We start from the raw sequence: 12,426 nt of genomic DNA, 5'->3' as shown, positions 1-12,426 counted from the left end.
GGGGCGGTTCAAGAGCGGCCGGGAATCTTTCATCACACTAGAACTTCGCCGGTAGCGTACGGGGTTTGAAGGAAGGACGCTCGGCCTCGAAAGCCTCAATCGCGTCCTCATGCTGGAGGGTCAGAGAAATATCGTCTAGCCCATTCATGAGGCGCCAGCGGGTGTATTCGTCGATCTGCAACGTCACGGTCAATGAGCCGCATGTCACTGTCCGTGATTCCAGATCGACCGTCACCTGGATTCCGGGGTTCTCCTCGATGGATTTCCAGATCAGCTCGATATCTTGCTGCTCCAGCTGGGCCGCGACGAGGCCCTGCTTACCGGAATTTCCTCGGAAGATATCCGCAAATCGCGACGAGAGGACCACGCGGAACCCGTAGTCTTTCAAGGCCCACACGGCATGCTCGCGAGAAGATCCTGTACCGAAATCTGGACCGGCCACCAAGACGCTCGCATGACGGAACGGCTGTTGATTGAGGACGAATTCCGGGTCCTTCCGCCACCCCGCAAACAAGGCATCGTCGAATCCCGTTTTAGTGATTCGCTTCAGGTACACGGCCGGAATGATTTGGTCGGTATCCACATTCGAGGCCCGCAAAGGTGCGGCGACGCCGGTGTGTTGAGTAATCGGTTCCATCGGTTCCTCCTAGGCTTCCTGCAAGTCGGACGGCGAGCTCAACGTGCCTCGCACTGCTGTCGCCGCTGCGACTAGGGGCGAGACGAGGTGGGTGCGGCCGCCTTTACCTTGCCGTCCCTCGAAATTTCGGTTGGAGGTTGATGCGCAACGCTCCCCCGGGGCCAACTGGTCTGGATTCATGCCAAGACACATCGAACATCCCGCGAACCGCCAGTCGGCGCCGAATTCCTGGAACACTCGGTCAAGGCCTTCCTCTTCCGCCTGAAGACGCACGCGTGCCGATCCCGGGACAACCATCATGCGGATGTTCGGGGCTTTCGTCCTCCCTCGGAGGATCTCCGCCGCCGCGCGAAGATCCTCGATGCGGGAATTGGTGCATGACCCTAGGAACACCGTGTCTACGGCAATATCCTTCATGGGCGTGCCTGCTTTAAGGTCCATGTACTCGAGGGCCTTGACCGCCGATGCCTTGGCATTCTCGTCACCCGCATCCTCTGGATCCGGGACACATTCGGAGAGAGCCACACCCTGGCCAGGGTTGGTTCCCCACGTCACGAATGGCTCCAGCTCGTTCGCATCGATGACAACCTCGGCGTCGAACGATGCGCCCTCATCGGTACGCAATGACGACCAGTACTCGACCGCACGATCCCAGTCTTCTCCTTGGGGCGCATGCGGCCGTTGTCGCACGTAGTCGAACGTCGTCTGGTCTGGGGCAACCATGCCGGCACGCGCACCTGCCTCGATCGACATGTTGCAGATGGTCATGCGGCCTTCGATCGACAATTCTTCGATCGCGGAGCCTCGGTATTCCAGCACGTAGCCTTGCCCGCCGCCGGTCCCAATTTTCGCGATAACGGCAAGAATGATGTCTTTGGCCGTCACGCCCGGCTTGAGGTGGCCGTTGACGGTAATGGCCATCGTCTTGAAGGGTGCCAAGGAAAGGGTCTGGGTTGCCATCACATGCTCAACCTCGCTGGTACCGATGCCGAAGGCCAAGGCGCCAAAGGCACCGTGAGTCGAGGTGTGCGAGTCTCCACAGACGACCGTCATGCCGGGTTGAGTCAAACCCAGCTGGGGCCCGACGACGTGCACGATGCCCTGTTCCGCGTCTCCCAGTGAATGAATTCGCACGCCGAATTCCTCGGCATTCGCACGCAAGGTTTCGATTTGTTGTCGCGATGTCTGGTCAGCGATGCGAGAAAAAATATCTTGCGTCGGAGTGTTGTGGTCTTCCGTCGCGATCGTCAGATCCGGGCGACGAAGTTTCCGACCCGCCAGGCGAAGGCCTTCAAAGGCCTGAGGAGAGGTCACCTCGTGGACGAGATGCAGATCGATGTAGATGAGGTCGGGACGGCCATCTTCGCCCGCGACGACGCGGTGATCCGACCAAACCTTCTCGGCCAAGGTCATTGGGCGATGCGCTGAGTCAACCAAGGTGTCCTCCGATGTCCTGTGTGTGTTGCTCTCATTGTGCCCGGCGATTTTTAGGCTTTCCACAACGTGGACTTGCATTCCAACATTTGAGACCTCACCATTAGCACCATGAGCCATTCTCCAGAATCAACAGACGACACCACGGCCGAGAGCATTGCCCCGCCCACAGGAACCGCCCGAGAGGGAATCCTGGGAGGCAAAGGAACGGCCAATCCCATGTCCGTTACCATTCACCCCAGCGGCGTCGGCGTTCTGGACAAGGCAACCCATATTCTCGATTGTCTTGAGGCGGGGCCCGCGAGCCTCTCCCAGCTCGTGGAAGCGACCGGACTCGCACGTCCCACCGCACATCGACTTGCGGTGGCCCTCACCCACCATCGTCTGGTCTCCAGGGACATCCAAGGCCGTTTCGTACTCGGTCCTCGCCTCGGAGAGCTGGCCTCGGCGGCCGGTGAAGACCGTTTGATTGCCGCGGCAGGCCCGGTGCTCAATCAGTTGCGCAACCTGACCGGGGAGTCCTCGCAGGTGTACCGACGTCAGGGAGAATGGCGAATCTGCGTGGCGTCTGCGGAACGGCCGATCGGATTACGAGACACGATCCCCGTGGGAACTCAGCTGTCCATGAAGGCCGGATCGGCTGCTCAGGTGCTCATCGCGTGGGAGGATCACAACCGACTCTTGGACGGCTTGCGTCAGGCTCGCTTCTCGGCAACGGTGCTCTCCGCGGTCCGACGCCGTGGCTGGGCGCAGTCTGTCGGGGAAAGAGAACGAGGTATCGCCTCAGTCTCGGCTCCCGTCCGTAATCCTTCGGGAAAGGTCATCGCAGCCGTCTCCATCTCTGGCCCGATCGAACGGCTCACGAGGCAACCTGGCCGCCTCCACGCCGACGTCGTATGTCAGGCGGCGCGGCAACTCACCGATGCGCTCCGCGCGCATCAGTAAATGTGATGGTCTCTGGCCTGGGATAACGACGAGAGCATCCGGTTCCGACGCTCTAATACCTCGCCCATCGGCGCCAAGACTTCTCGCTCGCCGACCTGCCGACACTGCTCATGGATGCGGGCTCGCAAGCGCTTGGCGTGCCGTCTCGCGCTGAAACCACGAATCCAGGCCGCCACCCCGCTCGTCACAAGGCCTAGCGCCACGCCACCAGCAAGGAGCACGGTGGGCACCGGAATACCCGTCCCCCGTACATCGGGGGGATCCGCGAGGGGCATCCTCACGTAATCGGCCGCAAAAAGCGCGGTCAGCCAGCCGAGGCCTACCACCAAAGTAGCCAGTGCCAGCCATTGCACGACGTTGAGGGGACCCCACCACCAACGACGACGCTCCGTCTCGAAGTCCGACGCCGTGACGGCGCGCTCCAGGGCGTCGGGAATCGCGGACATCCGAGAACGACCGGCGTCTCGCACGGCATGATGCCAAGGCTCCCCCACGCCACTCGCAGACTCCTCAGCGCACCGGCGAATGGCCGCAGACACGGTAGCTCGGGCGCCGGCGTCGAACTCTGGAAGAGCTTGCCTGCTCATGCCGGCGTGATCGCCGGTAGGCCGGGTGATTCCCACTCTCCGCAAGGGGTCTTGACCCACACGACGGACCCATCGCAACGGAGGCCACGCGGTGTGCCGGGCCGAGCGTCGTAGCTGGGAACGTCGGGAAGCTTCGACCAAGTCGTCGGCGCGAAGAGCCGAGGACAACCCCACGGCGAGGTCATCAGCGGCTCGCCCTCCGATCTCGATCTGTTCGGGGCCGCCGTCATAACGGGAGAGCCGCTCCGCTACGGCGTCGAGGTCCCCGGCGAGTCGACGGTTAAGGGCATTCTTGCCTCGGACGACGTCGTTGATAGCCTCGCCCAACTCATCAATACCCCTACCGTCCCGCGCCGACACGGCAAAGGGCGGACGCGCCAGGTGGGACGCCGCGCCATCTATGTCGAGGCGTTCGGCCAAGTGATCGAGCACCGGTGGCAACTCCGTGTCGTGGAGGGTATCGGCTTGATTGAGCACGGCGAGCATCAGGCCCCCGTGCCGCGAGAGCGGGGTGATGAATTCGGCATGGATCAGATGGTCCGCGTACTTCTGCGGATCGAAGACCCACACCATGACGTCGACTCGTTCGGCAAAACGTTCGACCACCTCACGGTTGAGACGTCGAATCGAATCGAAATCGGGCAGATCCACGAGGACCACGCCACCGGACGATTCGTTCCCGCCACCGCCCGGGAAGGCCTGACGCAACTTCTCCCAGAACGACTTTTCACCAACCGCCCCTGGTCGGTGCCCCGATCCCAGGCGATGAACGGTTTCAATGCCCAGCCATTGTGTGAGCGGCCGATGATCGCCCTCGCCCCAGACGGCCGCCATAGGCTCAGTGGTTGCCGGGCGTGTAACGGCCACTGTCGCAAAATTCTTGCCCGTGACGGCGTTGAACAGGCTGGACTTTCCGGAACCCGTGGCTCCGAAGAATCCCACGACCGTATCCTCGGCACAGACGCCGGCCCGCTCCAGGACCCGCCCCACCACGTCGTCGGCCTGAGTCACGACATCGTCCGGCACTATCCCCCGGCCCGCATCGAGGGCCTCCGAAAGGGCCGCGGCTCGCTGGTCGATGCTGAACAGCTCGTCGTTTTTCATTCCCGACCGCCCTTTTTCACGTGTCGCTCGCGTGAGCGGAGCTCCCGCCCGGCAGCCGCCATCCGTTGCCTCGTTTCGGCAATTACCCGCACAGCGTCTTCCGTTTCGGGCAGACGCGCCCGAAAAGCCTCCATTGCCTCGTCCAAGAGTCCGTCAATCCGATTCACGAGGTCGGAACGCGCTTGTTCGGCCATCCGGCGCACCGCGTCTTCTCCGAAAATGGCCTCCAGGAGCTTGAGCCCGACGACGCCGGTTCCCCCGGCGATGCCCACCTCGATTCCCGTGAGGCCACCTGTAGCCGAAAACACCACGATCATCAGGACGACCGCAGCAGTGTTCAGACCCATCGAGAGGAAGCGAGCACGCTGCCTCTTGCCGGCACCTTCCGTTGACATCATGGTCATAATGCCTTGTTGCCAGGCCCGGATTTCTTCTTGGGTACGGTCCGAAAAGTCCGAAGGCAGGTGACCGAGGTCGTCCCCGTCCAAAAGACCGCGTCCGGCCGGGTCTCGGTACCAGGCACGGTGGGCGTCCTCCACAGCCGTTGCCGTCTCCTCGACGATCACACGAAATAACCCCGATTCGAGCTCCGACTCGATGCGCTCGGCACGTCGCGGGTTTCCTCGCAGATAGTTCCCGAGCTTGTCCCTCACACGACCGACGCCGTTTTCCAGCCGGCGGAACCATTCGCCCGTCCCCACGAATTCCTGCCACCGGGTGAGCACCTCGCCCCGTAGCAAGGCGCCGTCGCTCATCGAATCCACGATATTTTTGCGGGCGGCTTCTTGGGCGGCAACGACGTCGTGCTCCAACTGTTCGAGAGCTTCGTGCTGTTCTCGGACCGTCTCTTGGAGGGCCGCGAGATCGGCATCGAGGGCGTCCACTGCACCCGCCAAGGAGCTCGCCGCGATATCCGCTCGGGCCTCTGCATCTCGACCCAAAGCATCGAGCCACGACCGGAGCCCTTCAACTGCCGACTCCGGAAGCATGCCGCGTTCGTCCCGCTCCTGTTCAGAAATCGACACCGTCAAGGTGGGGTGCAATCCCTTTTCGGCCAGTAGACGCCGCAGGTCTGCGAGGATTTCAGCTCCCCCACCGGCCGGCACACGGTTCAGGACGACCGCCACGGCGATCCGGCGCTCGGCCGCTCGTTCCAGGACGGCCCAAGGAACCGCGTCCGCATATCGATTGGCTGTGGTCACAAAGAGCCAGACGTCGGCGGCCTCGAGCAGCTGCCTGGATAATCGCCTGTTGTCGTCCGACACAGAATCAAGATCCGGTGCATCGATCAGTGCGATGCCGCCCGGCGCGGCGTCGCTCACGCACACTTCGAGTTCTTGATCATCGTTGCCGGACTTGGTCGATCCGTGTTCGACGCGCGGCATGTGAGGCAGTAGCCGGTCGGGTCCCATCCATGCCGTGTCTTCGGCCCGGTGTACTAAGACAGGACGACGAGTAGTTGGGCGCACCACGCCCGAGGCGCTGACAGTGGCCCGCATGAGGGAGTTGACCAAAGTGGACTTGCCTGCTCCGGTCGAGCCACCGACAACCATGGTGAGAGGCGACTCCAGATGCCGGGCTCGAGGCAAGAAATAGTCGCGCACCTGGCCTATCAAGCGATCTCGCATCAGGCGGCCTGATGCGACGTTCCGAGTTTCCACGGGGAAATCGACGCGGTTCAGGGCATATTCAAGCCCCTCACAGGCGGTGAGAAATGATGCGTGCTCGGGTGTATCCACGGTGCCATCTTGGCATACACAGGAGCGGCTCCGAAGAAAGAACCGTCAGATACGCAAAAAGTCCGGCACAATGTGCCGGACTTTTTGTAGCCGTGACCCCAACCGGATTCGAACCGGTGTTGCCGCCGTGAGAGGGCGGAGTACTAGGCCGCTATACGATGGGGCCAAATTGATTTCCTGTGAAAGATGTATTCTTTCCTCAGGAAGACTCGACTTAGTTTACACACTTTCAAGTGTGTTTCCAAATCGAAGAATGTTACTTCCATCACTGTTGAAAGTGATGATCCGTAACCGCTGGGATACCAGGACTCGAACCTAGAACGACGGTACCAGAAACCGCTGTGTTGCCAATTACACCATATCCCACTGTGCGTCTGCGCCCTGGCCGAAAGGCCCTGCGTCATCGCCGCAACGAATAAAGACTCTACCGCCCCATCCCAGGCCGTGCAAGCTGAGAGGACGTGGGGTACGACACTCGCAATTCACCCCGAGTTCGTTTGCGCCCCACGTCCACGACCGACGCCAGCGGCATGACCTCCCGACACACGACATAGCCACATGTGTCGAGAGGCCATGGACCCGTGTCGGCTAGGAGCTGGATGCCGCCAGGTCTTGCCGCAAGGCCTTGATTCTCGCCAGCGACGACTCCCGTCCCAAGATTTCGAGCGACTCAAAGAGGGGCGGGGAAATTCGAGCCCCGGAAACCGCGATACGCACCGGGCCGAAGGCCAAGCGCGGCTTGATCTCCAAGCCATCCACGATGGCTTCACGGAGTGCTTGTTCGATCGTTGATGCCTCCCAGGATTCAAGGTTCGTCAACGCTGCTTCCGCCGCTTCCAGGACCTGAGGCGCGGATTCCTTGAGTTGCTTCCGGGCGTCGTCGGCAATCTCGATGTCGGAATCGGCGCGGAAGAGGAATCCGAGGAGTCCAGGGGCCTCCCCCAGCAACTGCATACGCTCCTGGACCAGCGGAGCGGCCTCGCGGAGAATGGCGCGCTCCCGGTCACTGAGTTCCTCACCGACGATGCCTCCCTGCCGCAAATACGGCAACAGACGCTCTTCGAAGTCGGCCGGCTCGAGCATCCGAATGTGCTGCCCGTTAATCGCTTCCGCTTTTTTGACATCAAATCGTGCGGGATTCGCCAAAACATCATGAACGTCGAAATTCTCCACGAGCTGTTCCACGGTGAAGATATCTTCGTCCGCAGAAAGCGACCATCCCAGGAGCGAAAGGTAATTGAGAAGGCCTTCCTTGATGAAGCCTGATTCCCGCAACAAGAACAGATTGGACTCGGGATCGCGCTTGGAAAGCTTTTTATTTCCCTGACCCATGACGTAGGGAAGGTGCCCAAATTCAGGAATAAATTCCGCGACGCCCACCTGGACCAGCGCCCGGTACAAGGCGATTTGCCGCGGTGTCGAGGAGAGAAGGTCCTCGCCCCGAAGCACGTGGGTAATGCCCATCAGAGCGTCATCGACGGGGTTGACCAAGGTGTACAACGGCTTGCCATTGGCGCGAACCACGACGTAGTCGGGAACAGAACCGGCTTTGAAGGTGATCTCCCCTCGGACCACGTCGTTGAACGTGATGTCCTCATCCGGCATTCGCAAACGAAGCACCGGCTCCCGGCCCTCTTCACGGAACGCGGCCTTCTGTTCCTCCGTGAGATTTCGGTCGTAATTGTCGTATCCGAGCTTGGGGTCTTCGCCCTTGGCGCGGTGACGCTCCTCAACTTCCGCAGGAGTCGAGAAGTCCTCATAGAGGAAGCCGCCCTCTTGTAGTTTGCCGATGACCTCTTGATAGATCTCACCGCGCTGGGACTGACGATAGGGCTCATGGGGACCACCAACGTCCACGCCTTCGTCCCACTCAATCCCCAACCAGCGCAGAGATTCGAGAACCTGGTGGAACGACTCCTCCGAATCGCGTTGGGCGTCCGTGTCTTCGATGCGAAACACGAGCTTTCCACCCGTGTGACGGGCATGGGCCCAGTTAAATAATGCGGTACGGACCATGCCCACGTGCGGAGTTCCCGTGGGCGACGGGCAGAATCGAACGCGGACGGGGCGGTCCTCGCTCACGGTGGGCTGAATAGCTTCGGTCGTCATGATGATGAGTTACACGTCTCTTTCGTCGTCGGTGGGGCTCGGGACAAGAACCACCCAGTTCAGCGGTCTGTGGTCTTAGGCCCGACGCATGCGGTTGGTCAGCGCTCCAATGCCTTGGATTTCGATCTCGACTTCCTGGCCGTCGTCGACGAGGCCCACGCCCGCGGGCGTTCCCGTCAAAATCACGTCACCAGGCAAGAGTGTGAAGGCTTCGGAGATGTGGGAAATCAATTCGGCGACACCGAAGGTCATGTCCTTGGTCGAGCCATCTTGTTTGAGATCTCCGTCAACCCACGAGCGAATCGAAAGGTCTTCGGTTTCCAGCTCGGTCTCGATCCACGGGCCCAAGGGGCACGCGCCGTCGAAACCTTTGGCGCGCGTCCATTGCAGATCAGAACGCTGGAGGTCCCGGGCGGTGAGGTCATTACCGCAGGTGTACCCGAAAACGACCTCGGGCACGCGCTCCGGAGGAACCGACTTACACATGCGGCCGATGACGACCGCAAGTTCGGCCTCGTACGAGACTTCCTCGCTGTTGTCCGGCAACGTGACAGGGTCTCCGGGGCCAACCACAGACGTATTCGGTTTGAGGAAAAACTGGGGAGTCGTCGGCGCTTCGTTGCCTAATTCGCTGGCGTGGTCGTTCCAGTTGCGAGCCACCGCGACTACTTTAGAACGCGGGATGATCGGCGCAACGAGCCGAACGTCCTCCATTGAATAGGTTTTGTCCACGGGGTTAATTCCCGTGTAGAAGGGGTCTCCAGCGAGCACCGTCAGGGTTTCCTGACCTTCTTCTCCGTCGACCCGTCCGTAAAACAGCTGGTCCTCTGCGGTAAATCGAGCAATGCGCATGCCCCTAGGTTAGCGTGTACCGGAGCCCCGACGCCCGTCGAGCGCGTTGGGCGAACACGCCTCCGGGCCGTCGCAGGGCCGCCGCGCTCAGATCACCTGCTGCATCCAGCCAAATCGGTCCTCGACTCGTCCGGTCTGGATGCCTGTCAGCTGAGATCGCAACCACGTGGTGACTTCGCCGTTGGTCTGAGCCGCCGCTGGAATTTCGCCGTCCTCATAGACCAAGCGCCCCATGGGGGCGATCACCGCGGCCGTTCCGCAGGCGAAGACCTCGCTGATCTCTCCAGATTCAACGCCACGACGCCACTCGTCCACGGTGATCGTGCGCTCCTCCACCGTGTGGCCTCGCTCTTGGGCGAGCTCGATGATGGACATTCGGGTAATGCCTTCGAGGATCGTCCCCGTCAATGCGGGCGTGACGAGGGTCCCATCCCGAAGGACGAAGAACACGTTCATTCCCCCGAGCTCTTCGACCGCGTGATCCCGATTCTCGTCCGTAAACATCACTTGCTTGCAGCCGTGTGCTTCACCCTCCATTTGAGGCACCAGACTCGCGGCGTAGTTGCCTCCACATTTGGCTGCCCCGGTGCCGCCAACACCCGCGCGGGCGTACTGGCGAGACCACCAAATGTCGACAGGTTCAGGGGTGCCAAAGTAGTTGGCCGCCGGCGACGCGACCACCTCAAATAGCGCTTCCCGCGAGGGACGCACCCCCAGGAATTTCTCCGTCGCAATGATGAAAGGACGCAGATAGAGCGATGTGCCTTCGCCATCGGGAATCCACCGTGAATCCTGACGGACGAGCGACGTCACCGCCTCCAGAAACAGTTCGTCCGGCAACTCAGGCAGGGCCAGACGACGTGCCGAACGTCGCAACCGCTGAGCATTCGCCTCCGGACGGAATAACCACACCGACCCGTCCATATGGCGATACGCCTTGAGGCCTTCAAAGACCTCCTGGCCGTAGTGGAATACCGAGACGGCGGGGTCAAGAACCAACGGACCGTACGGCTCAATACGTGCGTTCTTCCACTCGCCGGAGCCTGCGCCGTCACCGGACCAATCAACCTTGGCGACGTAATCGGTCGTGTACTCGCCAAAGCCAGGGGCCGCGAGGATCTCATTCAGCCGCGCGGAGGAGGCCGGGTCGGGGTTTTCAGTGAAGGCGAATGATTGCTGAGTCATGGGAGCTCCATTTCGGCGATGGTGGGGTGATGCGCCGGAGTGGGTATCGCATCATTGCGACGTCGCACCCCGTCATTGTTCGTGGTTAGGCAAGTCGGCCGAGAATCGCCGATCCAACCTCTCGAGTTGACCGACGGCTGGATCCATGGGCCTCCATATCCGCCTCGACCGCTGCTTCGATCGTACTCGCTGCCGATTCCTCCCCCAGGTGCCGCAGCAAGAGGGCCCCCGCGAGGATCGCCGCACGTGGGTCGGCAATCCCTTGGCCGGCGATATCGGGCGCCGAGCCATGTACCGGCTCGAACATCGACGGCGCGGTGCCGGCGGCATTGATATTGCCGCATGCTGCGTAGCCGATACCACCGGAGATCGCGCCGGCCTGGTCCGTCAAGATGTCGCCGAAAAGATTGTCGGTGACGATCACGTCGAATCGGGACGGCTCGGTGGTCATGTAGATCGTGGCCGCGTCCACGTGAATATAGTCCGTGCTGACCTGCGGATATTCTGCGGCAACTCTTTCGAAGGTGCGACGATACAGCCCACCAGAATGCACCAGGACATTGTGTTTGTGCACCAAGGTCACGTGCTGTCGATCCCGTGAGTCTGCGAGCTCGAAAGCGTAGCGAATCAGGCGTTCAACACCATGAGCGGTGTTGACGGATACTTCCGTCGCGATTTCCTGTGGCGTGTCCTGCCGGACCGTGCCGCCATTGCCGACGTAAGGCCCCTCGGTGCCCTCACGAACGACGACGAAGTCGATGTCTCCCGGCTCGCGCAAGGGTGACACCGCACCCGGGTACAAACGCGACGGTCGGAGGTTGATGAAGTGGTCAAAGGTGAAGCGGAGCTTGAGCAGAATTTCCCGCTCGATCAAACCAGACGGCACTTCTGCCGACCGGGGATCCGCACCCACTGCGCCGAAAAGAATGGCATCGTGACTCCGCAAAGCATCAAGCTTTTCCGAGCTCAAGGTCTCGCCTGTTCGAAGCCACGCTTCCGCGCCGAGCTCGTACGGCGTCGGGTCTACGGTGGTGCCGTGAATTCGTGCCGCCTCGGTGACGATTTTCAGGGCTTGTTCGATGACCTCGGGGCCGATCCCGTCTCCGGGAATAACGGCGAGGTCGATGGTCCGGCTCATGGTGGTCTCGCTCATAGGGATAAATTAGCGGTCTCTCCGAGCGCGGGTCCACATAGTAGAACGCCTTCTCACATTGTGGCCGAACGTGGCGTCAATCTAAACCTTGTCGATCAAGAGCAATGCAACGCCCGCCCAGGCAGCGGCCCATAGAAATGAGGCGAAGGTGCCCAAAATGAACCTTTCGACGGCGTCCGCCCTCTTGAGTTCCGTGAATCGCCCGAGCGCTTTGATGGCGGCCAAGACGGTCAATCCCGTGGGCCATCCGACCAGTATGGTCACGCCCCCCCCTACTCGCTCGAGGACTCCGATCCATACCCCGCCATGAAGCGTGGACGTCCTTTCGGGGTCATCGATGTCGCCCAGCGGACCGTCCACCGACTCCCCATCCTCCGAGGAAAGATAATGGCGGTCACTCCGCTTTGAGAGTTCCAAGACCGCTGCCGTCACGGGGGAACCCGTCAAGGCGGCGGCCACCGTGGCGACAGCGGGGACTACCGCACCGACGAGCGGCGAGAGGCCCGAACTTTCCGTCCGGATCGAGCCGATGGCCGCGAGCACCGCAGCCGCCGCCAAAAGTACGGCAAATGCGCCCGCCCAGCCTTGCCGAGCCCTCACCGAAACTCCGGGGACGCGGAAACAACTGGCCATCCCGCCCAGGGCGGCCAAGGTCATGAGGATCAGTGCACTGTAGGCCAC

At 61.4% G+C, this 12,426-nt stretch carries 10 protein-coding genes and 2 tRNA genes; 1 reads left to right on the top strand and 11 read right to left on the bottom strand.

All coding sequences use genetic code 11. The features are described from left to right. Nucleotides 1-37: 37 nt before the first annotated feature. Together leuD and leuC are read right to left on the bottom strand one after the other, a co-directional pair. A complete protein-coding gene (leuD, locus tag B9Y51_RS08420) occupies nucleotides 38-637 on the bottom strand; it encodes a 3-isopropylmalate dehydratase small subunit (protein ID WP_048678069.1) in 600 nt (199 codons plus the stop codon). 9 nt (nucleotides 638-646) lie between these two features. Then, nucleotides 647-2,050: a 3-isopropylmalate dehydratase large subunit gene (gene leuC / locus B9Y51_RS08415; protein ID WP_048678068.1), complete on the bottom strand. Its 1,404-nt coding sequence runs from the start codon at nucleotides 2,048-2,050 to the stop codon at nucleotides 647-649. Nucleotides 2,051-2,290: 240 nt separating this feature from the next. On the opposite strand from leuC, the gene B9Y51_RS08410 reads away from it, so the two are divergent. Beyond that, nucleotides 2,291-3,016, top strand: a complete 726-nt coding sequence (locus B9Y51_RS08410) for an IclR family transcriptional regulator (RefSeq protein WP_143468063.1) — start codon at nucleotides 2,291-2,293, stop codon at nucleotides 3,014-3,016. Here B9Y51_RS08410 and B9Y51_RS08405 read toward each other — a convergent pair. The 9 genes from B9Y51_RS08405 to B9Y51_RS08365 form a co-directional block, all read right to left on the bottom strand. After that, nucleotides 3,010-4,707 carry a GTPase gene (locus B9Y51_RS08405; RefSeq protein WP_085529393.1) on the bottom strand — a complete coding sequence of 566 codons (1,698 nt, stop codon included), beginning with the start codon at nucleotides 4,705-4,707 and terminating at the stop codon, nucleotides 3,010-3,012. The genes B9Y51_RS08410 and B9Y51_RS08405 overlap by 7 nt on opposite strands. Then, complete coding sequence (locus B9Y51_RS08400; protein WP_085529392.1) at nucleotides 4,704-6,446, bottom strand: dynamin family protein; 1,743 nt, start codon at nucleotides 6,444-6,446, stop codon at nucleotides 4,704-4,706. Before B9Y51_RS08400 ends, B9Y51_RS08405 begins: the two co-directional genes overlap by 4 nt. Nucleotides 6,447-6,539: 93 nt before the next feature. Continuing rightward, a tRNA-Glu gene (locus B9Y51_RS08395) sits at nucleotides 6,540-6,612 on the bottom strand. Nucleotides 6,613-6,740: 128 nt separating this feature from the next. Continuing rightward, nucleotides 6,741-6,812: transfer RNA gene (locus B9Y51_RS08390), tRNA-Gln, on the bottom strand. A gap of 222 nt (nucleotides 6,813-7,034) precedes the next feature. Then, entirely contained in the window at nucleotides 7,035-8,555 is a 1,521-nt protein-coding gene (gene gltX, locus B9Y51_RS08385) for a glutamate--tRNA ligase (protein ID WP_085529391.1), read from the bottom strand. Nucleotides 8,556-8,630: 75 nt separating this feature from the next. Beyond that, nucleotides 8,631-9,407 carry a fumarylacetoacetate hydrolase family protein gene (locus tag B9Y51_RS08380; protein WP_048678064.1) on the bottom strand — a complete coding sequence of 259 codons (777 nt, stop codon included), beginning with the start codon at nucleotides 9,405-9,407 and terminating at the stop codon, nucleotides 8,631-8,633. A gap of 87 nt (nucleotides 9,408-9,494) precedes the next feature. After that, entirely contained in the window at nucleotides 9,495-10,592 is a 1,098-nt protein-coding gene (locus tag B9Y51_RS08375; protein WP_085529390.1) for a branched-chain amino acid aminotransferase, read from the bottom strand. 85 nt (nucleotides 10,593-10,677) lie between these two features. Continuing rightward, nucleotides 10,678-11,745 (bottom strand): 3-isopropylmalate dehydrogenase, encoded by a 1,068-nt coding sequence (locus B9Y51_RS08370; RefSeq protein ID WP_085529389.1) that lies wholly within the window; start codon nucleotides 11,743-11,745, stop codon nucleotides 10,678-10,680. 81 nt (nucleotides 11,746-11,826) lie between these two features. Then, entirely contained in the window at nucleotides 11,827-12,426 is a 600-nt protein-coding gene (locus B9Y51_RS08365; RefSeq protein ID WP_085529388.1) for a hypothetical protein, read from the bottom strand.

Origin of the sequence: Kocuria massiliensis, from assembly GCF_900169715.1 — a bacterium.
GTDB lineage: Bacteria > Actinomycetota > Actinomycetes > Actinomycetales > Micrococcaceae > Rothia > Rothia massiliensis.
This window is presented reverse-complemented; position numbering and strand designations above follow the sequence as displayed.